At 60.3% G+C, this 22,799-nt stretch carries 30 protein-coding genes; all 30 read right to left on the bottom strand.

The features are described 5' to 3' along the window. Nucleotides 1-3 precede the first annotated feature (3 nt). Complete coding sequence (locus Q4T40_07500) at nucleotides 4-810, bottom strand: TlyA family RNA methyltransferase (protein ID MDT8901077.1); 807 nt, start codon at nucleotides 808-810, stop codon at nucleotides 4-6. Then, entirely contained in the window at nucleotides 810-2,696 is a 1,887-nt protein-coding gene (gene dxs, locus Q4T40_07495) for a 1-deoxy-D-xylulose-5-phosphate synthase (protein MDT8901076.1), read from the bottom strand. The genes Q4T40_07500 and dxs overlap by 1 nt, the downstream gene beginning before the upstream one ends. Nucleotides 2,697-2,777: 81 nt before the next feature. After that, entirely contained in the window at nucleotides 2,778-3,233 is a 456-nt protein-coding gene (locus Q4T40_07490; protein MDT8901075.1) for a divergent PAP2 family protein, read from the bottom strand. A 9-nt stretch (nucleotides 3,234-3,242) separates the two neighbouring features. Next, a complete protein-coding gene (locus Q4T40_07485) occupies nucleotides 3,243-4,115 on the bottom strand; it encodes a polyprenyl synthetase family protein (GenBank protein MDT8901074.1) in 873 nt (290 codons plus the stop codon). Then, entirely contained in the window at nucleotides 4,109-4,366 is a 258-nt protein-coding gene (gene xseB / locus Q4T40_07480; GenBank protein ID MDT8901073.1) for an exodeoxyribonuclease VII small subunit, read from the bottom strand. Before xseB ends, Q4T40_07485 begins: the two co-directional genes overlap by 7 nt. Next, a complete protein-coding gene (gene xseA / locus Q4T40_07475) occupies nucleotides 4,329-5,570 on the bottom strand; it encodes an exodeoxyribonuclease VII large subunit (protein MDT8901072.1) in 1,242 nt (413 codons plus the stop codon). Before xseA ends, xseB begins: the two co-directional genes overlap by 38 nt. 86 nt (nucleotides 5,571-5,656) lie before the next feature. Further along, nucleotides 5,657-5,794, bottom strand: coding sequence for a hypothetical protein (locus Q4T40_07470; GenBank protein ID MDT8901071.1), 138 nt, complete (start codon nucleotides 5,792-5,794; stop codon nucleotides 5,657-5,659). A gap of 55 nt (nucleotides 5,795-5,849) precedes the next feature. After that, entirely contained in the window at nucleotides 5,850-6,791 is a 942-nt protein-coding gene (locus tag Q4T40_07465) for an O-sialoglycoprotein endopeptidase (protein MDT8901070.1), read from the bottom strand. Further along, complete coding sequence (gene nusB, locus Q4T40_07460; protein MDT8901069.1) at nucleotides 6,788-7,201, bottom strand: transcription antitermination factor NusB; 414 nt, start codon at nucleotides 7,199-7,201, stop codon at nucleotides 6,788-6,790. The genes Q4T40_07465 and nusB overlap by 4 nt, the downstream gene beginning before the upstream one ends. Nucleotides 7,202-7,220: 19 nt before the next feature. Then, nucleotides 7,221-7,448, bottom strand: a complete 228-nt coding sequence (locus Q4T40_07455) for a DUF2273 domain-containing protein (protein MDT8901068.1) — start codon at nucleotides 7,446-7,448, stop codon at nucleotides 7,221-7,223. Nucleotides 7,449-7,460: 12 nt separating this feature from the next. Next, nucleotides 7,461-8,000: an alkaline shock response membrane anchor protein AmaP gene (gene amaP, locus Q4T40_07450; protein ID MDT8901067.1), complete on the bottom strand. Its 540-nt coding sequence runs from the start codon at nucleotides 7,998-8,000 to the stop codon at nucleotides 7,461-7,463. Between the two features lie 12 nt (nucleotides 8,001-8,012). Beyond that, complete coding sequence (locus Q4T40_07445) at nucleotides 8,013-8,408, bottom strand: Asp23/Gls24 family envelope stress response protein (protein MDT8901066.1); 396 nt, start codon at nucleotides 8,406-8,408, stop codon at nucleotides 8,013-8,015. A 178-nt stretch (nucleotides 8,409-8,586) separates the two neighbouring features. Continuing rightward, nucleotides 8,587-9,114, bottom strand: coding sequence for a SpoIIIAH-like family protein (locus tag Q4T40_07440; GenBank protein ID MDT8901065.1), 528 nt, complete (start codon nucleotides 9,112-9,114; stop codon nucleotides 8,587-8,589). Between the two features lie 12 nt (nucleotides 9,115-9,126). Continuing rightward, entirely contained in the window at nucleotides 9,127-9,729 is a 603-nt protein-coding gene (locus tag Q4T40_07435) for a hypothetical protein (protein ID MDT8901064.1), read from the bottom strand. 15 nt (nucleotides 9,730-9,744) lie between these two features. Then, nucleotides 9,745-10,338, bottom strand: coding sequence for a stage III sporulation protein AF (spoIIIAF, locus tag Q4T40_07430; protein ID MDT8901063.1), 594 nt, complete (start codon nucleotides 10,336-10,338; stop codon nucleotides 9,745-9,747). 16 nt (nucleotides 10,339-10,354) lie between these two features. Beyond that, nucleotides 10,355-11,506, bottom strand: coding sequence for a stage III sporulation protein AE (gene spoIIIAE / locus Q4T40_07425; protein ID MDT8901062.1), 1,152 nt, complete (start codon nucleotides 11,504-11,506; stop codon nucleotides 10,355-10,357). Between the two features lie 10 nt (nucleotides 11,507-11,516). Next, complete coding sequence (gene spoIIIAD / locus Q4T40_07420; protein ID MDT8901061.1) at nucleotides 11,517-11,903, bottom strand: stage III sporulation protein AD; 387 nt, start codon at nucleotides 11,901-11,903, stop codon at nucleotides 11,517-11,519. A gap of 9 nt (nucleotides 11,904-11,912) precedes the next feature. Continuing rightward, complete coding sequence (gene spoIIIAC, locus Q4T40_07415; GenBank protein ID MDT8901060.1) at nucleotides 11,913-12,110, bottom strand: stage III sporulation protein AC; 198 nt, start codon at nucleotides 12,108-12,110, stop codon at nucleotides 11,913-11,915. Nucleotides 12,111-12,126: 16 nt separating this feature from the next. Then, entirely contained in the window at nucleotides 12,127-12,648 is a 522-nt protein-coding gene (locus tag Q4T40_07410) for a stage III sporulation protein AB (GenBank protein MDT8901059.1), read from the bottom strand. Continuing rightward, complete coding sequence (gene spoIIIAA / locus Q4T40_07405; protein ID MDT8901058.1) at nucleotides 12,639-13,634, bottom strand: stage III sporulation protein AA; 996 nt, start codon at nucleotides 13,632-13,634, stop codon at nucleotides 12,639-12,641. Before spoIIIAA ends, Q4T40_07410 begins: the two co-directional genes overlap by 10 nt. Nucleotides 13,635-13,739: 105 nt before the next feature. Continuing rightward, nucleotides 13,740-14,168: an AraC family transcriptional regulator gene (locus Q4T40_07400; GenBank protein ID MDT8901057.1), complete on the bottom strand. Its 429-nt coding sequence runs from the start codon at nucleotides 14,166-14,168 to the stop codon at nucleotides 13,740-13,742. A gap of 129 nt (nucleotides 14,169-14,297) precedes the next feature. Continuing rightward, the gene (efp, locus tag Q4T40_07395; GenBank protein ID MDT8901056.1) at nucleotides 14,298-14,855 is read right to left on the bottom strand and encodes an elongation factor P; all 558 of its coding nucleotides are present in this window, start codon (nucleotides 14,853-14,855) and stop codon (nucleotides 14,298-14,300) included. A gap of 33 nt (nucleotides 14,856-14,888) precedes the next feature. Next, on the bottom strand, nucleotides 14,889-15,947 hold the full coding sequence (locus tag Q4T40_07390) for an aminopeptidase P family protein (protein MDT8901055.1): 1,059 nt from the start codon (nucleotides 15,945-15,947) through the stop codon (nucleotides 14,889-14,891). After that, nucleotides 15,944-16,399 (bottom strand): type II 3-dehydroquinate dehydratase, encoded by a 456-nt coding sequence (gene aroQ / locus Q4T40_07385; protein ID MDT8901054.1) that lies wholly within the window; start codon nucleotides 16,397-16,399, stop codon nucleotides 15,944-15,946. Before aroQ ends, Q4T40_07390 begins: the two co-directional genes overlap by 4 nt. Before the next feature lie 82 nt (nucleotides 16,400-16,481). Continuing rightward, entirely contained in the window at nucleotides 16,482-17,822 is a 1,341-nt protein-coding gene (locus Q4T40_07380) for a TldD/PmbA family protein (GenBank protein MDT8901053.1), read from the bottom strand. Nucleotides 17,823-17,873: 51 nt separating this feature from the next. Continuing rightward, entirely contained in the window at nucleotides 17,874-19,532 is a 1,659-nt protein-coding gene (locus Q4T40_07375; GenBank protein MDT8901052.1) for a penicillin-binding transpeptidase domain-containing protein, read from the bottom strand. Between the two features lie 134 nt (nucleotides 19,533-19,666). Continuing rightward, nucleotides 19,667-19,885, bottom strand: a complete 219-nt coding sequence (locus Q4T40_07370; protein MDT8901051.1) for a DUF4911 domain-containing protein — start codon at nucleotides 19,883-19,885, stop codon at nucleotides 19,667-19,669. Next, complete coding sequence (locus tag Q4T40_07365) at nucleotides 19,878-21,107, bottom strand: U32 family peptidase (protein MDT8901050.1); 1,230 nt, start codon at nucleotides 21,105-21,107, stop codon at nucleotides 19,878-19,880. Before Q4T40_07365 ends, Q4T40_07370 begins: the two co-directional genes overlap by 8 nt. Continuing rightward, nucleotides 21,094-21,702, bottom strand: a complete 609-nt coding sequence (locus tag Q4T40_07360) for an O-methyltransferase (protein ID MDT8901049.1) — start codon at nucleotides 21,700-21,702, stop codon at nucleotides 21,094-21,096. Before Q4T40_07360 ends, Q4T40_07365 begins: the two co-directional genes overlap by 14 nt. Continuing rightward, nucleotides 21,703-22,719: an endolytic transglycosylase MltG gene (gene mltG / locus Q4T40_07355; protein MDT8901048.1), complete on the bottom strand. Its 1,017-nt coding sequence runs from the start codon at nucleotides 22,717-22,719 to the stop codon at nucleotides 21,703-21,705. Nucleotides 22,720-22,799: the final 80 nt, after the last annotated feature.

The raw sequence follows: 22,799 nt of genomic DNA, 5'->3' as shown, positions 1-22,799 counted from the left end.
TATTTATCCGCGCAAAACGGCGTGGGCCTCGGCCACCGTCTCGTCGACGGCGTCGTCGCTTATCCCTGCGCCTTCGGCGGCAGTTTTCAAGTATAAGAGATATTCAATGTTGCCTTCCGGCCCCTTTACCGGCGAATAGGTCAGACCGGCGGGAAGAAAGCCGAGATCGCGGGCAACGGCGATAATACGCGATATGACTTCGCGGTGGACGGCGGCATCTTTGACGACACCGCGCTTGCCGACTTTTTCCCGCCCGGCCTCGAATTGCGGCTTGACGAGCGTTATCGCCTCGCCCGCCGGCGCGAGCAGCGTCCTTAAAACCGGCAATACTTTGTCGAGCGAGATAAAGGCTACGTCGACGGCGGCGAACGTCAGCGGCTCACCGATGTCCGCCGGCGTTACGTCGCGGATGTTGGTGCGCTCCATGTTGACGACCCGCGGGTCGGTTCTGAGTGACCAGGCCAATTGGCCATAACCCACGTCGATGGCGTAAACCCTGGCCGCCCCGTTCTGGAGGGCGCAGTCGGTGAAACCGCCGGTGGAAGCGCCGATGTCGGCCATGATTCTGCCGGTAAGCTCGATGCCGAAAACTTCGAGCGCTTTGGCGAGTTTCAGCCCGCCGCGGCTTACGTAGGCGAGGTCGCGCCCGCTGACGGTTACGACCGCGGCCTCCGGCACGAGCGTGCCCGCCTTGTCGGTTTTCCTGCCATCGACATAAACCTGCCCGGCCATTATCATGGCTTTGGCCCGTTCCCGGCTGGCTGCCAGGCCTTTTTGCACGACAAGGGCATCGAGGCGCTCCTTGCCCATCATCGCACCCCGAACCGTTGCATATATTGGGCGACGACCGCGGCGATACCTTCGCCGGTGAGGCCGTATTTTGCGAGGAGTTGGGCGCGTGAGCCGTGTTCGATGAACTTGTCGGGGAGGCCCACCCGGAATACTTTTACCCAGTTAAGGTTTTCGGCGTTAACGTATTCGAGTACGGCGGAGCCGAAGCCGCCGGCTAGAATATTGTCTTCAACGGTCACGATGACCCCTACTTCACGCGCCAGCTTGCGGATAAGCTGCTCATCGAGGGGCTTGATGTAGCGGGCGTTGACAACGCCGGCCCGGATGCCGTGCCGCGCCAGGAGGTCGCTGGCCGCCAGGCAGGGTGCGGCCATAACACCGGCCGCCAGCAGAACGACATCTTTCCCGGCGCGCAGTTCTTCAGCGCGGCCAAGGTCGAGCTTGCGGTATGGCTCGGTTGTGTCGACGCCGAGGCCGCTGCCGCGCGGGTAGCGGATGACGACCGGCGCGGACATGTTTACGGCGGTATAAAGCATATGGCGCAGCTCGTTTTCATCCTTGGGAGCCATGACGGTAAGGTTGGGGATGTGGCGAAGGAATGAGTAGTCGAAAACGCCCTGATGGGTGGGGCCGTCCTCGCCGACGATGCCGGCTCGGTCGATGGCGAGCACCACTGGCAGCTTCTGCAGGCAGATGTCGTGAATCACCTGGTCGTACGCTCGTTGGACAAATGTGGAGTAAATGGCCACGACCGGCTTTTTGCCTTCGGCGGCAAGGCCGGCGGCCATGGTCACGGCATGCGGCTCGGCAATGCCTACGTCAAAGAAGCGGCCCGGGAAGCGGGCGGCGAATTTTTTAAGGCCGGTCCCTTCAGGCATGGCGGCGGTTATGGCGACAATGTCCTGGTCGCTTTCAGCGATTTCAACCAGGGCATCGCCGAAAACGGCCGTGTAGGCGGGGTTGCAGCCGTTCTTGATGACTTCCCCCGATTCGACGCAGAAGGGGCCGACGCCATGAAACTTGTCGGCGTTGCACTCCGCCGGGGCATAGCCTTTGCCTTTGCGAGTTATGACATGAATGAGCACCGGGCCCTTCATGTGCTTGCTCTTTTGCAGCACATCGGTCAGCGAGACGAGGTCGTGCCCGTCGATCGGCCCGATATAGGTGAAGCCAAGTTCCTCGAAGAGCATTCCCGGCACAACAAGGTATTTGAGACCGTCTTTGAGCCTTTCGACCGTATTGGCGACCCTTTCGCCGATTGCGGGAATGCGCTTGAGGAGATATTCGACGTCGTGCTTCATACGATAGTATGTCGGGTCGGTGCGGAGCTTGGATAAATATCCGGACATCGCGCCGACGTTGCGGTCGATGGACATTTCATTGTCATTTAAGATTACGGTCAGGTCACGTTCGAGATGACCGGCGTAATTGAGGGCCTCATAAGCTTGCCCGCCGGTGAGCGAGCCGTCGCCGATGACGGCCACGACATTGTAATGCTCCTTGTTGATGTCCCTGGCGAGCGCCACGCCGAGAGCGGCGGAAATCGAAGTAGACGAGTGGCCGGTGCCAAAAATATCGTGTTCGTTCTCCTCCCTTTTCGGGAAGCCGCTGATGCCGCCCATCTGGCGGAGGCTGCCGAACCGCTGCCGACGACCGGTGAGGATTTTATGGACATACGCCTGATGGCCGACGTCCCATATTATCTTGTCCCGCGGGCTGTCGAACACCTGATGGAGAGCGAGGGTAAGTTCGACGACGCCGAGATTGGGCGCCAGGTGCCCTCCGGTCTGGGCGACTGTATGTATAAGAAGCCCGCGGATTTCTCCGGCGAGCTTTTCCAGTTGCGGCAATGTAAGTCTTTTCAGATCTGCGGGCCCGCCTATCGTGTCAAGTATGCCGTCCAACCGCAGTACCTCTCTTTCCGAATAAACGCGCATAATTAATCATGCCACTTTATTATTATAACATAAAATGACATGTTGGCATCAGAAAAATCTGTGGAAAAGGAAGGCGACGAAAAAGCCGAGGAACGCGCCGGCCATTACTTCGAGCGGCGTATGGCCGAGGAGTTCCTTCAAGCGCGTCTCTTTAATCGTATGCTCAACCCGCATCTCGCGGACGAGTTTATTGATTACCTTCGCCTGCTTGCCGGCGGCCCGGCGCACGCCGGCGGCATCGTACATGACGATGCCCGCCAGCACAATGCTGACGGCGAACAGGGCCGACGTGACGCCGTCGTGCAGCGCCACCGCCGAAGCCAGCCCGACGACAAGCGAAGTATGGGAACTCGGCATCCCGCCGGCGCCGACCAGTCTTTCCGCTCTGAACCTACGATGTTTCCAGTACGAGGTGAGGGTTTTCAGCACCTGGGCCAAAAACCAGGCGGTCAGGGCCGACATCAGAACGACGTTTTTCCCCACCGCTGCGAGCAATTCTGCCATAGCACCACCTTAACTGTCCCTGGTAAGAAGATAGTTGACGAACTCCCTCAGCACCGCGGCCTCGCTCCCGAAGCCCTCCAGGGAGGCAAGCGCGGCCGAAACGGCGGCTGCGGCCATATCCCGGGCGCCGGCAAGCGAGTAGAGCGAGACATAAGTCGATTTGCAGTTCTTCTCGTCGCTGCCCACCGGTTTGCCGATCTTGGCCTCGTCGCCGGTCACGTCGAGGATGTCGTCGGTTATCTGGAAGGCGAGCCCGAACTGTTCGGCATACTCCGTCAACGCGGCGAGCTTATCCCCGGGCGCGCCGGCCAGGACAGCGCCGGAACGGATGGCGGCCCGGAAGAGCGCCCCCGTTTTGGCTCGATGCATGTACCTGAGCGTTTCGCCGTCGACCTCCCGCCCGGCTGCCTGAAGGTCCACCGCCTGACCGCCGACCATGCCGGCGGCGCCTGCGGCCACAGCCACTTCACGCACGACAGTCACCAAGGCCGCGGGATCGACCCCGGGTTGGGCCAGCATGGTTTCGAAGGCGGCGGTCAGGAGGCCGTCGCCGGCAAGAATGGCCATGCCGTCGCCGAACACTTTGTGGTTGGTGAGTTTTCCCCGGCGGTAGTCGTCGTTGTCCATCGCCGGCAGATCGTCGTGGATGAGCGAATATGTATGGATCATTTCCAATCCGCCGGCGACGTGGAGGTATTTCCGCCCATCGCCCCCGGCCGCGTCGGCCGCCGCCATCAGGAGGATGGGGCGCAGCCTCTTGCCGCCGGCAAACAGGCTGTAGCGCATAGCCTCGTATATGGCGGGCGGGTATGCCTGGGGGAGCATCCCGTCGAGGGCCCGGTCGATCAGCTCGATTTGGCGGCGACAGTACTCCTTCAGCATTTCTCGCCCTCCTCCACCTTGAGCGGATATTCGTTTAGCTGTCCTTTTTCCTCGCGGACGATTTTATCGACAGCCTGTTCGGCGGCGTTGAGCTTGGTCAGACATATCTGCGACAGGCCGACCCCCTCGGCGAACATGCCCAGGGCATCTTCCAGCGGCAACTCCCCTTTTTCCAGTTCTTTCACTATTGATTCTAATTTGCCTAACGCATCCTCAAAACATACGTCCTGTTCGCGGGCCTTTTTTCGCACCGTCGTATTCCTCCTCAGCCCATATTACTTGCACGTCCAGCCGCCCAAGGCCCAGCACCACCTCAAGAAACTGGCCGGCCTCGACCGAATCAGCCCGGCGCACCACCTGGCCTTCGGGAGTGCGGGTGATGCTGTAGCCACGGGCCAGCACCGCCAGCGGGTTGAGCATCGTCAGTTTCTCCGCCGCCACCTTGAGGTCGTGCTGTTTTGTCGTCACTATCGTTTTAAGCGCTTGCTGGAGGCGCTGGATTAATATATCGATCGTCTGCCGCTTTTCGGCGAAAAGACGCTCGGGGCGTTCGAACAATCTGCTGGCCAGGCACAGGTCGAGACGGCGCCGCCTTCCGGCCACCAGGGCGCGGGCGTGGGTCTCGAGCATGGCCCTGAGCGTTCTCACATACTTGTCCAATTCCCGGACGTCGGGCACCACCAGTTCGGCCGCTTGTGAAGGCGTGGCCGCCCGCCGGTCGGCGGCGAAGTCGGCGAGGGTGTAATCCGTCTGGTGGCCGACCGCCGATACCACCGGCAGTTCGGAGGCGGCAATCGCCCTTACGACGCTTTCGTCGTTAAACGCCCACAGCTCCTCAATACTGCCGCCGCCGCGGCCGACAACGATGACCTCGGTCTGCCGCAGCCTGTTCAGTATTTCTATCGCCCGGGCGATCTGGGCCGGAGCCTCCGGTCCCTGGACCTGAACCGGCACCAGGATGAGCCTGACACCGGGATGCCGGCGTTTTGCCACGGTTATAATGTCGCGCACCGCCGCCCCTGTCGGCGAAGTTACGATGCCCACGGTCCGCGGCAACAGCGGGAGCGGCCGCTTGCGGCTTTCTTCGAACAGCCCTTCGGCGGCGAGCTTGTCCTTAAGCTGGGCAAAGGCGAGGCTCAACTCGCCTACTCCCTCGGGAATAAGCTGATCCACATAAAGCTGGTATTGGCCGTCCCGCTCGAAGACCGATATCTGCCCGCCGGCAATGACCTTAAGCCCGTCCTTGGGCTCGAACCGCAGCAATTGGGCTCGGCCGCGGAACATAACCGCCCGCAGGGTCGCGTCGCTGTCCTTGAGGGTAAAGTAACAATGACCGGAATAGTGGCGCTTGAAATTTGATATTTCGCCGCGCACCATCACGTTCGCGAGCGTACCGTCCTGCTCGAACAGCGCCTTTATGTAGCGGGTGACCGCCCCTACGCTGAGTATATTCAACAACATCACCCTGCCAGTCTTTATGCCTTGAGAAATTAACTAAATATAAATTTAGCCGCGCAAAAAAAAATGCCTGGCGCGGACCGTCAGAATCTGCGGCCCCAGTACCGCTGCACGAGTGCGCCGCTGACAGCGCCGACCGCGAACCAGAATATCGAACCCGGCGGGACCAAGTGACCGATGACCGCCCCGATAACCGCGCCACCGATGATGTAGACCAGCATCGCCGCCACCTCCGCATATGTTAGTTTATCATATGCCGCGTCGGCGAAAGTGGTGCTAGCGAAACCTGGCCCGGCAAGCCGCGCCGACGGCGTTGTCGCCGCTGTAGCGCGGTTCGGGGAAGTACAGGCTGAGGCCGGCCGCTCCCAGGACTGTTGTTATACGGCCACGGATGAAGGCGTTCGCCAGTACGCCGCCGACGAACAGGACGGCGCCGGCGCCGGTGGCGTCAACCGCCGCCCGGCACAGCCCGAGCAGCGATTCAGCGACGCAGGCCTGGATACCGGCGGCGACGGCGGCCGGGGCTTCCCCCCTGGCAAGCAGCCGCTGCGCGTGGGTTTCGGGGCCGGCAAAGCTCAGCCTCAGGCCCCTGGCCGCCACCGGCAGGGAAGCCGGCGCAGCCTGACCCTCCAGGGCGAGCTCTTCGAGGCGGGGGCCGGCCGGAAACGGCAGGCCGAGAGCCACGCCGACGCGGTCGATTAACTGCCCGGCGGCGATGTCGCACGTGCCGCCGAGAGCTTCAACCTTTAGCCCGGCTGCCTCGCGCACTACGAGCACGATCTCGGTCGTGCCGCCAGACGCGTGGACAGCCAGGTACCGCTCCTCGGACGGTCCGCCGGCGGACCAGGCGCCGGCTAGGATGTGTCCCTCCTGATGGCTCAGAGAAATAAAAGGCACGGCCTGTGCCGCGGCGACGACCCGGGCATAGCCCGCCCCTACAAGAAAAGCCGGCATATATGATTCAGGAAGCGACCGGGGCAGAGTGGATGCGGCGACGGCCGTCAATTTTAGCGGACCGCCGGCTTTGGCGGCGGCTGCTGCGAAAAGCTCGGGCAGACGCCGGGTATGCTGATAAACCATTTCCGACTGCGCCAGCCCCCGGCCCCCGGCTCTGACGCTCAACAGGCGGCGCTCGTCGGCCACCAGGCAGCCGTCTTCGCCCATCAGGGCTACGGACGTCGTGTAGCAGCTGGTGTCGATACCGAGCACGAGCTTCATGTCGCACCCTTTTTCTTGACCAGCGAACCGAGAATGCCATTGACGAAACGACTGGATTCCTCGGTGCCGAAAGTCTTGGCAAGCTCCACCGCCTCGTTGATGACGACGTTTGGGGTAAGCGGCTCGCTGCCGAACCGCATCTCGTAAATGGCGATGCGGGCGATGTTACGGTCGACACTGGCCATCCGGTCAAGCTTCCATTCGGTCGACGCGCCGGCGATTATCTCGTCAATGGCGGTCCTGTTGGCATTCGCGCCGCTAACCAGCGCCCAGGCGTAATCCATGGTTTTGGCGTCCGGCTCGCCAGCCTCTTCGACGGCAGTGGCAAGCGCCTGTTCCGGTTCAGTGGCGTTGAAATCTAGTTGATATAGTGTCTGCAGGGCCATTTCCCTGGCCTTCCTGCGGCTCATGCTTCGTCCCCCGCTTCTTTTACCTGTGGTATCCCGGCGGTAATAGCTTGTCCAATATGTCCATGATATCTTCTTTTTCATCAATGCGTTTGCCGACTATGTAGCCGGCGGTCACGCACAGCAGGACAAAGATAGTCTGAAAGAAACCGAAAATGATTATCAGGACGCCAAGGGCGAAGCCAATCGTCGAACCGACGACCTTCCCGCTGTGATGCTGCCAGATTTCCTCAATCAGCTTGCGGTCCATCAAGCCCGCCCCCTATTCCACCCGATGCTTGGATTTGAAGTCATTGGATATGTTTTCGACGAAAATGTGCATGTCAGCCAAATCCACGCCGACAGTTCGCTTGATATAGTCGCTCACCCGTTGCTGGATCTCGGCGGTAACGCTCGGAATATTGCCCTCGGGGCTGATGACGGCTTTAATCCGTAGCTTGAGCCCCCCCGCCGAGTGATTGGCCACCACTTTGACGCCTCTGACGCCGCGCACCTGGCGGGCCGCCTTTTCGACCAAGTTTTCCACCGCTTTGAGCGCGATATGGATATCGCCCATTTCGTTGTGGTGGATGATGGTGTTGCCTCTGCCGCGTGAGCGCAACCCTGCCAGCAGCAGCCTAATGCTGACCAGCAGGAAAACGGCGGCCACCATTCCGGCCTCCCACTGACCGTAGATGAGCGAAATGCTTGTCCATAACTGCTCCAAAGAAACGAGACGGAGCGAAATGATGATCACGCCCAGCGACAGGAAGGCGAGCAGCAAGGTGTAGATGGAAAGGATGATCCGGTCAAAGATCCCCATAATTACTCCTTTCTAGCGGACGCGGACGTCTTCGTCCTTGACGTCCGGGGCGAACCCGACCCCCTGAACGTGGATGTTGACCTCCACGACATCGAGTCCGGTCATCGATTCTATGGCCCGTTTCACGTTTTCCTGAACCTGGAGAGCCACATCGGGAATTCGCACCCCGTACTCAACGATTATGAACAGGTCTACGGCGGCTTCGCGTTCGCCTACTTCCACCTTGACGCCTTTTGACAGGTTGCGTTTGCCGAGCATTTCGGCGATGCCGCCCACCAGGCCGCCGCTCATGCCAGCCACTCCGGGAACTTCCGTCGCCGCCATGCCGGCGATTATGCCCACGACCTCGTCGGCGATCCGTATCGAGCCGACGTCGTTATGCTCAGTCCTCTCGAGCTTCTTTTCCATCGCCGCTCTCCCTTTCTCCCTTATTACAACAATTATATTGGTTTTCACGACGCATTATAACTGTGAATTATTATACCAGACTTTTCCGCTTCTTAGCAAATATATGTGCGCGGAAAGGACTTAGCGAAACCCGGAAAACAATACGCACAAAAGCTGTCCCGGCGGGACAGCTTCTGGATCACGGTTTAGCGCTTATTGTTATGTCTTCCGGCTTCGCGCCGCTCACGCGGCCAATCACGTCAGCTACCTGCATCACTTCATCACGGTTGAGCGTGTGGGTCTTGACCACTGCGCTGACGGCGTTGTCGCGGACAAAAACCAACGCGTCGGCAAAGCCTTTAGCTTTAATGAGATTCTCCATCTCCGACTCCCGTTGCTTTTCCAGCACAAGCTTAAGTACGGCGTCCTGAGCTTTTTGCCGCGACTCTTCCGTTTTGGCGTTTTTCAGCGCCTCGCGCAACAGGTCGGAACGTTCGCTCCTCACCCGGTCGCGCTCCAGGCGGTATTCGGTGTAAAAATCGCTTACGGCGGGGGCGATCTGTTCGGGGACCGGCCTGATAACCTGCATGGCGTTGGAACGGTCGACCCTGGCGCTGCGGTATTCCCGCCCGTAGGCAAACATCGCGGCTACGACCGCCAGGACGACTACGACGCCGACAACCGCCGTCAACAGGCGCCCCGCTTTCCTGACCAGCAATACTCTCATAGAGGCCTCACCTCACTTTCTCTGCGGCAGTACGGTAATCTTATAGGACGGAAGACCGAGGCCGGCTTCCACCGCTTTGGTAAGATTGGCTTTCACCAGCGAGTCGCCCGCTCCCTCGGCGATAACCAGCACCCCCTTCACCGCCGGCTTCGTTTCCCGCACCATCACCGGACGGTCGACGCCGTTGTCGCGGCCGAGCAGCACCTGATTGCTTTCCTTGCTTTCGGTCGTCGTACGTACGCCTCCCGAATTATCGCGTTCCTGGACGGTTCGGCTTTCCCGGACGGTGTTGCGGGCGTATTCCTGGGTAATGCCGCTTTCCAGCGTAACGCTGACGGCGACCGCGCCGGCGCCCTTGACCTGAGAGAGCAGGTTGGCGAGTTTGGCTTCCAACGCTTCTTCGTAGCTGCGGGGCACCATGACGCTCCTTGCCGGTTCGGTCGGGACAGCCTGCCTGGGCTTTGCCGGCTGAGCTTCGTAGAGGCTGCCGAAAGCCAGGAGAAGTACGCCGATAACTCCGAGCAGCAGCAGGCGGGGGCTCAGGACCCCCTCCCTCACCAACCTGGCCGGCCATATTCTCTTCGTAGTCGTTACGAATTCTCCTATAACGCTCATCGTCAGGCCTCCCTCCTAATTCATCTTCGTTACATCGATATGCGACACCGGCAGTTGATAAAGCTCCGACACTGTGCGGACGATTCTTTCGCGCAAAGCCGGTCTAAGCTCGCCCATATGCGCCCCGTCTTCTTTCCCGACGGTAATTTTCGCCACTTTCCGGTCGGCGGAGGTCAATCCGGGTGATACGAAGATTCTAACTTTGCCAAGGGCTCCGGCCCGCCCTCCCTCGCCCTGCTCAAGCTCGACCGCCACCCGTGCGTCGGCGACGCCGTCGATGCCGGCCACCACCGCCCGGATCTGCCGGGCCAGGTCCTTACGATAGTATTCTGCCGCCAGCCGGTCGCGGGCGCGGACGACGGCTTCCGCACCGCTAGTGACCCGGTCGGCGGCCGGGTCGCTTTGTCCGGCGAACGCAGGCATTTCCGGAGTGATGCGGCTTTGGAGGATATCGACGGCCGGACCGAGGATGGCAAGCAGGATGAGCATCCCCATTATTACCCGCACGAACCGCTGCATGCCGCTCGACGGCAGGAGCAGTTCGAGGAAGGTGGCGAACAGGACGACCATGATGATGTTTCTGACCCAGTCGGTTAGTGCAGACAGCAAGGTTATACCCCTTTCCTTACCTCAGCATCATCGTGACGCTGCCAACGCCGACGATCATCGTGATCGTCAGGAAAAACATTACCGCTACCGCCAGCACGCCGCCGAAAACAAGCATCAGGTTATCGCCCATGCCGTCGAGGCATTTGGCCATTTTTTCGTCGCCCATCGGCTGGACAAGCGCCCCGGCCAGCTTTATAACAACGATCAGCGACACCAGTTTTATCAGCGGCAGGGCGCAAAGGGTCAACACGGTCGCTATACCGAACAGGCCGATAGCGTTCTTCAGCAGCAAGGACGCCCCCATGACCAATTCCACCGTGTCAGCGAACATTTTGCCGACAACCGGGATGAAGGTAGCGGTCGCGTATTTGGCGGTGCGCAGGGCAACGCCGTCGGCGACGCCGCCGGCGACGCCCTGCACGGTGATGACGCCGACGAAAACGACAAGAGTGAGCCCCAGCACCGCCATGCCGCCTTGACGGAAGAGGCCGCACAGATTGGTGACCTGGTACTTGTTAGAAAGAAAGTTGACGCATTGGAGCACGGCTGCCAGAAAAAAAAGCGGCAAGACCACATCTTTTACGACGATGCTGACCGTGCCCACGACGAACAGCATCAGGGGGGTGAACAGCGCCGCGGTGGTAACGGCGCCGACCCCGGCCAGCAGTGAAATGAGCAGGGGCAGGAGCGCTTCCATGAAGCCGACCATATTGCCTACCGTGTCCCGCGCCAGCGTTATGGCGTTATAGAAGGCGGTCAGGGCGATGACAGCCAGAAAGATATAGCAGATACTGTAGGCGAGCAGTGAAACGGTCGAGTGCTCGAACGAGTTCTGCAGGTTCTGCAGAAGGGCGCAGAGCACGGCTAGAAAGAGCAATTTGCCCATCAGGTGGGCGTTGGCGGCCAGTTCCTTGAAAAGGCGCGCCGCGACCGCCCGCTTGATGCTCTCCCAGTCCAATGAGAAGCCGCGGGCGGCGATCCCGCGGATCGTTTCCCCGGTCAGGAGCGGGATATCCTCGTTTAGCTCGCGGTTGATTTTCACGATGAAGCGATTGACATCGTCGAGGGACAGGGCTTCGGCCAATTCCCCGGCGGCGTCCCCGGGGGCGGCAAAGACCGGCGACGTAAGGAAAAGCAATATGAGCGCCACCGTCAATAAGCTTCTCATCGCAGCCACCTCAGGGAATGAGTCGGACAATCGTTTCCAGCACCAGGGCTATGATAGGAACGGCCAGGACCATGACAAGCACCTTGCCGGCGAATTCGATCTTGCCTGCCACCGCCCCTTCGCCCGCGTCGCGGCATACCTGGGCGCCGAATTCGGTTATATAGGCGATGCCGATAATTTTCAGGATTGTGTTGAGGTACATCTGGCTTACGCTGGCCTTGTCAGCCAGGTCGCGGAAAAGGTTGAGCACAACTTCGATTTTGGCCAGCACAAGGAGAAAAATGACCGTCGCCAGGGTGATGCTGATCTGCACGGCTATCTCCGGCCGCTGGCCGCGGATAATCAGAATAAGGAGGGTGACGATGAAGCCCAGGCCGACGATCTGGATTATTTCCATGCCAGCCTCCTAGAAAAGCTTGAACACGGTCTGCACGGTGGTGAACAGCTGGCCGAGAAGCTGGACCACCCAGAATAGCACGATCGTAAAACCAGCCAGGGTGCAGAGATGGGCCATGTCCTCCTTGCCCGCCTGCTTGAGGGCGGTATGGAAGACGGAAATGAGTATCCCCACCCCCGCTATCTTGAACAATAGATCGAGATTCATCGCCGATGCTCCTTTCTCAGACGAGCAGTATCGCCGTGGCGAGTCCGCCGCAGATACCCAGGTACCGGTACATTTTTACGTTCTGATCCCTCGACCGCAGAGCCTCGTGCTCGATTCTCCGCAGTTCTTCCAGCACCATCGCCAGGTATTTCTGCTGTTCCTCGCGACCGGTTGCGCCGAGGTTGGCGCCGAAGAGCAGCAGCGTCTCCCGTTCAGGCCGCTCCCAGGCAAGCCGGCGCCCTTCCTCGGCCAGCGCCTCCTCCAGTGCTTCGCGCGGCGAAAGCCAGTTGCGGGCTGCCATGTTAGCCGCTGTACGCCGCAGAAAATCCCCCACCGGGCTGTTCAGTCCGCCGGCGGCGCGGGACAGAGCCTCTGCCAGCGGCAAGGCTGCGTAATTGACATACGAGCTCAGAGCGGTCAGGCAACTTATCAGATGCCCGATCTGCCGCGGCCGCTCGCTGTAGCGCCAGGCCGCGGCGAAGCCAATGCCGGTACCGGCGACGATAACCATAGCGCTTCCCAGCAGCTTTACCCACATGCCTTAATACCTCCGGACCGGCGATAAATTACCTCTCCGCCGCCGGCGGCAATCTCTTGAATAACGCCGACAGCGGGCTTGTCGCCGAGAACTATGTAACGGTCGAAAACCCGGCCGGCAATCAGCTCGCCGACGAAAGGGCGAGCGGCGATGTCGGCTACATCCTTGCCATGCGCGCTGGCGATGACGGCCACGCCGGCGCGTCCGGCCTCGAGCACGGCGGCGGCGTCTGCCTCACGGCCGAGTTCGTCGGTGATTATGACCTGCGGCGCCATCGACCGGATAAGCATCAGCATCCCCACCGCTTTCGGGCAGCCGTCGAGCACATCGATCCGCGGACCAAGATCGGCCGTTGGCACGCCATCCCGACATGCCGCCAGCTCCGAGCGTTCGTCGACAATCCCGACCTGTACGCCGGCGAAGCCGAGGCTGGCAACGCCGGCGCTCAATTGCCTGGCCATATCCCTGAGCAGGGTGGTTTTCCCGCACCGGGGCGGCGAAATCACAAGGCTGCTCATAACGCGGCGGGGCCCGGAAACCGCGTATGGCATCACGGCGTCGGCTGCGCCGCGCACTTCCCTGGACAGGCGGATATTGAGGGAGCCGATGTTCTTAAGGGACTTCAGTTCCCCCTCTGTCATCACGGCCTGACCCGCGATGCCGATGCGATGGCCTCCGGCCACCGTAATGAACCCCTGGCGCAGTTCCTCTTCACAGGCGTACAGCGAGTTGCGGCTGACAATCTGCAAGGTTTTGGCCACGTCCTCGCCGCTGACGATGTACGCTTTCGCCGGCTGGGACGGCCGGCCGGCTGCGTCGAGAAAAACGTCTCCGTCGCCCGTAACGACGAGCAGCGGCTTACCGGCCCTGACACGCACTTCGCCGGCCTTGTCCAGCAGCGCCGGCGAAACGGCGCGGAGAACGGCGGCCACCGTTGGGGCGAGCATCGGAAAGAGGGTTTTGGCAAGTACTGCGCAATAGGACATATCTTTGTCCCGCCTTTCTCTTTACATAGATATTGGCGGTAAAACTACTTTATGCCATAAAAGCAAAAATCCCGGTCAGCCGGGATTTTTTGTCTTTATCGGTTGTTACACGCCAGGATGGATGCTTCGCCGGTAGACGATGTCCTCTTCCGCGGCGTCGGCAAACTCGAGCGTATTGTCGTAAACCACCTCGCCACAGTTGGGACAGGTGACCTCGACCATATCGTCCTCGTTGAGAAGGTCCGATTCGAAGGCCACGGTCTCATGGCAGTTGGGGCAATCCACTTCCACAGTCTCGATATCGTGGATGTCCTCGAATACCTCCTCTTCGAGGTCGGTAAGGTCTTCGTCGATGGTTTCTACGTAATTTTCCAGGTCCTCCTGCCCGGAGTGCAGGCAATCGATTTCCTCAGCCATGTCTTGCAGCACGTCGACCATGTTGAGCAGCAGTTTACCTTCCGAAGATTGGCCGCTGACGTTCAGTCCCTTGGTTAGTCCTTGCAAATAAGCAACTTTTTCCTTTATATTGCCCATGATTACCCCCCTCTTTTGGCTATTAACGGCGCTAGTGGTAGTATTGCCACTATCGCGCGAAAACATTACTTGGGGAGGTCGGGAGTACAAAATAACCGGAGGCTGCCAGAATGGCAGCCTCCGCCGTATTTAAGCGCGTTCTATGTAGTCGCCGGATCGGGTATCAATCCTGAGTACGTCGCCGATATTGATGAACAGCGGCACTTTTACGACATAGCCGGTCTCGAGTTTGGCGGGTTTGGTGCCGCCGGTAGCGGTGTCGCCGCGGATGCCGGGGTCGGTCTCGACCACTTCCAGTTCGACCGAGTTGGGCATGTCGATACCGATGACGACGCCCTGGAAAAAGAGGACACCTATGCTCATGTTTTCCTTAAGGAAACGCGTGGCGTCGCCCAGTTGTTCGTTGCTGAGGGCGATCTGCTCGTAGGTTTCGTTGTCCATGAAGTTGTAGGACCCGTCGCTTTCGTAGAGGTACTGCATCTGGCGCTGGTCAAGATGGGCGCGGGGCACTTTCTCCCCGGCGTTGAAGGTGCGTTCTACGACGGCGCCCGTTTTGACGTTTTTAAGCTTGGTGCGGACAAAAGCCGAGCCCTTGCCGGGTTTGACATGCTGGAAGTCGACGACTTGCCAGACGCCGCCCTCAAGTTCGATGGTCACGCCGGTACGGAAATCGTTGCTCGAAATCATTGCATAACCTCCAATATACTAGTCTTCGGTCCACTAGCTTATCTGTATGAATTCCTTGCTGCTCGCCGTCAGCACCTGCGCGCCGCCGGCGGTAACAACCACAGTGTCTTCGATCCTGACGCCGCCCCAGTCGGGGAAGTATACTCCCGGCTCGACCGTGACCGTCATGTTGGCGGCCAACACCTCGCCGCCGGATGGCGACAAGCGCGGTTCCTCGTGGATTTCGAGCCCCACGCCGTGACCGAGGCCGTGGCCGAATTTATCCGCAAAACCAGCGTCACCGATAACTTTGCGAGCTACGGCGTCCACTTCGCGACCGGTCTTGCCGGCGGTCACGGCGTCAAGCCCGGCCAGTTGGGCGGCAAGCACAAGATCGTATATTTCACGCTGCCTTGCCGACGCTTTGCCGACAACTACAGTGCGGGTGATGTCGGAATGATAGCCCTGATACACAGCTCCGAAGTCCATGGTGACGAAATCGCCGGCGGCAATCGTCCGGTCGCTGGCCCGCCCGTGGGGCAGGGCTGATCGCGGCCCGGAGGCGACAATTGTATCGAAGGCGACCTTTTCAGCGCCGTTTTTCCGCATGAAGAACTCCAGCTCGAGGGCAACGTCACGTTCACTGATTCCCGGCCGAAGATAGCCGAGGATGTTGTCGAAGGCGTCGTCGGCCAGACTGACCGCTATACGGAGCGCGGCCAGTTCGGCTTCGTCCTTAACCATCCGCAGCTTGTCCAGTCGCACCGGGGTCGGCTGGGCTATGATCCCGTTCAGTTTCTGGCAGACGTCCCAGGTGGTGAAGTCGCTTTCGAAGCCGACCTTTCCGTCGCCTAAACTTTTTATTTCCGCGGCCAGCGTTTCATAAAGGTCGCTGCCGTGGCGGACGACGGCAAAGTCGGGCGCCTCGCGCCCGGCCTGCACGATATAGCGAAAGTCGGTTATCAACTTGGCTGCGTCAGCGCTGACGAGCAGCAGGCCGGACGAACCGGTGAAGCCGCTGAAATAGCGCCTATTTTCCGGTTTGGCGACGATAACCGCCGCCAAGCCCTCCGTGGCGATATAAGTGCGTAAAGAATGCAGACGATTGGTCATTTCTCTTCGCCAGCCATCGCGGCGACAGCTTCCAGCGCGAGCAGGTAGCCCAGCGGCCCCAGGCCGCTGATCTGCCCGTCCACTACCGGGGCGACGACCGAATGACGGCGAAACTCCTCCCTGGTGTAGATGTTGGATAAATGAACCTCTACGGACGGCACGGATACGGCCGCGAGCGCGTCGCGGACGGCTATGCTGTAGTGGGTGAAAGCGGCGGGGTTGATAACGATGCCGGCATAACCCTGCATGGCTTTCTGGATGGTCTCGACCATGACACCCTCGTGATTGGTCTGAACGATCTCCAGATCAAGGCCGAGCGCGCCCGCCTTTTCCCGCAGGCGACGGTCGATTTCGTCCAGCGACAGCGAGCCGTAGACGTTGGGTTCTCGGCGACCGAGCAGATTGAGGTTGGGCCCATGGATGACGAGCACCCGCGGTCTGACGTTATTCATACATCAATCCTCCGTCCGCTATGCATGCTAACTCAGATATTTTACCACAATTATCCGAACTTGCCTAGCTTTTGCTCGGCGCTCAAGCTCCGCTGATGGTTATTTTGTCAATTCTTAGCGTCGGAGCCCCCTGGGAACCGAAAAACCGCAAATCGTCGCCGACGGCATCCACCTCGCCGAGGAAGTCGAGAATATTGCCGGCGATCGCCACCCCCCGCACCGGCTGCGTAAACTGTCCGTCCCTGATCCATACGCCGGCCGCGCCCACCGAGAAATCGCCGGAGATCGGGTTGGCGGTGTGCATGCCCATCACGCTGGTGATGTAAAGCCCTTCCTTAACGCCGCCGATCAATTCGTCACGAGGGGTTTCACCCTTGGCGAAAAAGATATTGGTCGGGCCGACCTCCGGCATCCCCCTGAACGAATGGCGGACGCCGTTGCCGGTGCTGGCGGCGCCGACCCGCCCGGCGGTGTAAGTGTTATGGAGAAACCCCTGCAGAACGCCGCTTGTGATAAGTTCGGTCCTCCCGGTCAGCACCCCCTCGCCGTCGACCGGCGAAGTGGCGACACCGCCGTCCAGCCTTCCGTCGTCCACAAGGGTGATGAAGGGCGAGGCCACTTTTTTGCCGACGCTGTCGCGAAAGAGCGAACGTCCCTTCTGCACGGCGTCCGCGCTCAGGGCGGGAACAAGAACCGCGAGGAAATTGGTGGCCACATATGGCGGCAGGACAATGGCAGCCTTGACTGTGCCGATTTCTTTCGCCCCCAGAAGGAGACAGGCCTCACGGGCTGCCTCCCGGCCAACTTCTTCAGGGTCGAGAGCGGCGAAGTCCCGGGAATAGCTCAGCCCCATGCCAGTCTGCACGTCGCCGCCGTCTTCCGCCAGGACCACGCCGTACAACCCGCAGTAGCCGGAGCGATAGGAAACGGCCAGTTCATTCGAGTTGGCGAGGGCAACGCCGTATTCGGCATCCTCGTAAACGCAGCGTTCCGTGCGCTTCACCCGGCCGTCCCTCCGGCGAGCAGCAGCCTCCACCCCTTTGGCGAGTTCGATTTTCCGCTCGACCGCGGCGGCGCCGATCGCCGGGTCGAGAAGACGCAACGACGGTATATTGCCGGCAGACGCCGGCAGCGTATTGTATGTGTCCGGAAAGGTGATGCGGCTGTTGGCGATCGCCTGCCTAGCCGTCTCAGCCAGCGACGCTGTCGAGATGTCGGTGGCGAAGGCGAAGCCCACCCGGCCGTCGCGGGCGAAGACTCGCACGCCAAGACCGGTGTCGTTGGCGAATTTAAGGGTTTCGACCGCCTGGTCGGCGACTTCGACGAGCAGTGATTGGGAGTCGAGCAGGTATGCTTCGGCGGCGTGCGCGCCCTGCCTGATGGCCTCGCGCACCGCTTGACGGGCTTGCTCCAGATTATCCACGGTAACCTCCGTTAACCTTATTATCCGCTTTCCGCAGGACGGCATACACGGTCAGCCGCCTGCCAGAATCCGCGCGGTTATCTCCCGGAAGATGGGAGCGGCGACGTCGCCGCCCGACATGCCATCTTCTACAAATACTACCACGACATACCGGGGATTATCAAGAGGCGCGTACCCTGCAAACCAGGCGTGGTTGACGCTCCTGCCGGCCGGGCCAGAACGGCCCGTTTCCGCCGTCCCCGTCTTGCCCGCGCTGCCGAACCCTTCGACATATGCCTCCTGCCCCGTACCGACGCGCGTGACGGCTTGCATCATCGTCCGCAGTTGGCCTGCCGTCCGCCGGGAAAGTACGCGATGGCCGCGCGAAGCGGGAAAACTTTTGACGATCGTGCCGTCGGCGGCTGTCAGCCGACTGACAATATACGGATCGACAGCGACGCCGTCGTTGACGATGGTGGCTACCATGCAGGCTATTTGCAGCGGCGTGGCTTCGAGCGTCCCCTGCCCAATGGCGAGGTTGGCGAGGTCGCCCGGATAAACGCTGTCCGGAGTTGGCAGGTTGCCGTCCGCTTCGCCGTCGAACTCCAGTTTCGTTTTGTGTCCGAACCCGAGCCTGTCGGCATAATCAATCAGCTTGGCCGCCCCAAGCTTTGTCCCGACCTGGATCAGCACTGGATTGCTGGAATAAGCCATCGCTTCGGCAAAAGATAGTTTACCGCGTCCGCCCTGCTCGAAGTCCCAGCCCTTGAACCTCAGGCCGTTAATATCGATATATCCGGGATCATAGAATTGATCGTTCGGGCTAACGACCCCCTCCTCGAGAGCGGCTGAAGCCACCACGAGCTTGAACACCGAGCCCGGCTGATAGGCCGCCACCGCTCTGTTCAAAAGCGGCGCCGTCCCCCTGCCGAGGTATTCGCCGAGGTTGTTGGCGTCGAAACCGGGCCTGGAGGCCATCGCCAGTAGCTCGCCCGTCCCCGGACGCATGACGACTACCGCCCCTTTAACGATATTTTCGTCCATCACTTTCTCGACGATTTTTTGCGTCCTGCTATCGATGGTGAGAACAACGTGACTGGGTCCCCCGCCGTCCGCCAGCCTCAACCTTTTATAGCCGAGACCGGGAATCAACTGCTGGCCGGCGTCGACTACCGCAACCAGATAAGTGGGCTGACCGCCGCGGAGAATATCGTCGTACATGCCTTCGATGCCGCTGACGCCGCGATTGTCCGCAGCGTTTATATAACCGACCACATGCGCGGCCAGCGAGCTGTAACCATAGCGAACCTTCTCGGCAACCGCCATCACGCCGGGTATATGGCGGGCATTGACCTTCCTGGCGCTCATGGCGTCCATATCGGTTTTCAGCTTGAACGGCCGCCCGTCGCGATCGATACGGGCTGCGATTTTCGCGGCGTCGAAGCCGGTCAGTTCGGCTAGTTCTGCCGTTGCCCGCCGAACATCGGCTATATGGGTAGGAAACACCGCCAGGCTGAAATGCTGGGCGGTGTTGGTAAGCGGTACGCCGTTGCGGTCTAGGATCTCACCCCGGTCCACATCGACCGGCACCTCCTGGATGCGGCTGCCGAGGCTTTGGATAGCCAGGCGCGGACCGGCGACAAGGTGAAGATAGACGAGGCGGCCTGCAAGCAGGCAACAAATGATCGAAAACATAACTGCGAGGCCAAAAATCCTTTTGCTGGATATCATGAGCCACCTCGAAAGTTGATCTGCTTTTAGTTTCTCCATTTGTTGCCTGCTTAAAACGTCCCCGCGGCAGAGGACCGACTCGGCGCAACAAATCCCCCGGCAATGCGCCGGGGGACTTGTTGCATTTATTGGAATTATTCGGGCTTTTCGAGGAATTCGACCAGGACCGGCAGGCGTCCGAGGATAGCCCGCGCCGCCGCCGCGGTATCGGTGGTGGCCCGCACGGCCAAGATACCGCGCGCTTTGTCGACCGTCGTTACGACGCCGAGATATTCGTGCCCCTCCATTATCCGGTTGACGAAGTTAACGTCACGCGGCTCGACGCGGATGTAAATCGTCCCGGCGTCAAACATCCCCTCTCCCCTTTCGCCGCAGCATAGCGAACTCTACCACCGGTCGCTCCGCAGGGATGTAGACAAGCTGCTGCGGGTGGGGAGCAACCTCGATCGGATTGCCCTCGGCGTCGAACATGGCGTCGATATGCTGCCGGAAGCTTTTTCCCTGAGGCAAAAGAACCTCGATCTCTTCGCCCACCTTCATGTTGTTGCGCTGCTCCACCGCCGCCAGACCGCGGACCGGATCATACCCCCTCACCAGCCCCACGAAATCGTGGCTCTGTTTATAGGTGCCGCCGCCATATAGCTGATCCCCGGGGCCAGTTTTTCCGAACGCAAAACCGGTGGTGTACGGCCGGTGGGATATGGCGGCAAGCTCAGCCAGCCATTCCTCCCGTACATCGTAGCGCCGTGGGTCGGCGGCATAGGCGTCGAGGGCCTCGCGGTATACCTTGACGACGGTCGCGACATAGTGGACGCTTTTCATCCTGCCTTCGATCTTGAAGCTGCTCAGCCCGCTGTCAATCATTGCGGGGATGTGAGGCAGCAGGCACAGGTCGCGGGAGTTAAACAAATAAGTGCCGCGTTCGTCCTCGGTGACCGGGAAATACTGGCCCGGGCGCGTTTCCTCGACCACATGGTAGCGCCAGCGGCAGGCCTGGGCGCATTCGCCCCGGTTAGCGTCGCGGCCGGTGAAATAGTTGCTCAACAGGCAACGGCCCGAATATGAAATGCACATGGCGCCGTGGACGAAGGCTTCCAGTTCAATAGCGGTCCGTTCACGGATCAGCCTGACATCGGCCAGGGATACTTCGCGGGCCAGCACGATCCTGCGGGCGCCCAACTCCTGCCAGAACAAGGCTGCCGACCAATTGGTAGTGTTGGCCTGAGTGCTGATGTGGATTGGAAGTTCGGGAGCGACCTGGCGGACGATCCGGTAAACGCCCGGATCGGATACTATCACCGCGTCGGCGCCGATGTCCCTCAGCAGCGCTATATAGACGGGCAGGGCCGGCAGGTCCTCGTTATGGGGAAAAATGTTGACGGTAACATACGCCTTTTTGCCGGCTTCATGGGCGACGGCCACGGCGGCCGCCAATTCCTCGTCGCCGAAGTTGTCGGAAAACGCCCTGAGGCCAAAGCTTTTGCCGCCGAAATATACGGCGTCGGCGCCATAGGCAAGGGCGACGCGGAGCTTCTCCAGATTGCCGGCGGGTGCTAAAAGTTCAGGAATGCGCATTGGTGTCGTCCCCCTGAAAGCGGGAAATGGCGATGCCGTCGCCGATCGGATGAACGGTCGTAGCAAACCGGGCATCGCTGTTTACGAAATCAAGATAAGCCCGCATCCTCTTTACGAGCGTCCGCATGCGGCGCGGCGGCCGCTCGGCCGTCACCAGGCCGTAGAAATAAACGTTGTCGGCGAAAACGACCGCTCCGGGCCGGAGCTTGTCCATTGCCTTGGCCAGGTAATCGAGATAATGGGCTTTGGCGGCGTCGATGAACAGAAAATCGTATGTCCCTCCCAGCACGGGAAGGATAGCGGCCGCATCGCCCACCAGCAGATCGATACGGCCGGCGTGGCGGGAGCGGCGGAAAAAAGCCGCCGCAGCGGCAGCCCGTTCGGCATCGACTTCGATGGTGGTGATCACCGCATCGTTCGGCGCGCGCTCAGCCATCAGCAGTGTCGAATAGCCGATGGCTGTGCCGATCTCGAGGATTGTCCTCGGGCCGGCTTCCGCCACCGTGGCGGCCAGCAGCGCCGCGCCGTCGCGCCCGATGACCGGGATGGTCCGCAAAGCGGCGTATTCCTCCATAGACCGTAGCAGGTCGTCCACCTAAGAGTCGTCCCGGTTGATGGCCGCCAGGTGCTCTTCGTACGTTCGGCTGAATACGTGGCTGCCGTCTTTATTCGCGAAAAAGTACAGATACTCGGTATCGGCCGGATAAAGCACCGCCTTTATGGACGCCAGCCCCGGGCTGGCAATCGGACCGGGCGGCAGGCCCATGTTCTGGTAGGTATTGTAAGGAGAGGGAATTTCGGTATCCTGCACCGTCAACTCGGGCTTCGGGTAACCGAGGATATACTGGATGGTGGCGCACGACTGCAGCGGCATTCCGAGCTTCAGCCGCCGGAGAAACACGCCGGCGATGACCGGCCGTTCCGCAGCCAGCTGAGCTTCCTTTTCGACCAAAGAGGCCAAAATGACCACTTCCCGCACCGACAGTCCTAGCTCAGCCGCGCGCTCACGCATAGTCGGCGTGAACTGGCTGTCGAACTGGGACATCATCATCTTGACCAACTGTGCTTCGCTGGTGCCGGCCGCGACGCGGTAGGTATCGGGGAATACGAACCCTTCGGCCTGATACTTCACGTTCGCGGCCGGGCGTATATAATCATACGGAGCGTAGCCGGCGGCAACAGCCTTGTATTTGGCCGCCGACGCCAGTTTGTTTTTTTCCAGAAGGGCGGCGATTTGGTCGATGGTGAACCCTTCGGGAATGGTGAACTGTCTATACGCGGTTTCGCCCCGCACCAGCTTGCCGATGATTTCCCTGACCGTCATCGCCTTGCTAAAGGAGTACTCCCCCGCCTGAAGGCTGCCTTCCATTCCTTCCATTTTGGCCATGACCCGGAAAATCAGCACATTCTTTATCAGCCCTTTGTCGTGTAAAAGCTCGCCAATGGCCTGGGTAGCCATCCCCGGCTTGACGACGACCATTATGGCGTCGCCGGCGGAGGCGTTAACCGGCCTGGCGAGGCTGTAAACGGCGCTACCGGCCGCCAGGACGAACACGCCGGCAATAACAATTGCTATAAGCCACTTGTGTATCTGCTTGTCCAACTGCAGCATTTAAGATCACCTCACTTGCAAGGTATATTATACACAGCAGGGCAAAAAAAATGAAGCCGTTTATGGCTCCATTGCAGCAG

Source organism: Selenomonadales bacterium 4137-cl (assembly GCA_032334055.1).
Taxonomy (GTDB): Bacteria; Bacillota; Negativicutes; order Sporomusales; family UBA7701; genus Anaeroselena; species Anaeroselena agilis.
The sequence above is the reverse complement of the archived record's forward strand: the minus strand, read 5'-3'. Positions and strand labels throughout refer to the sequence as shown.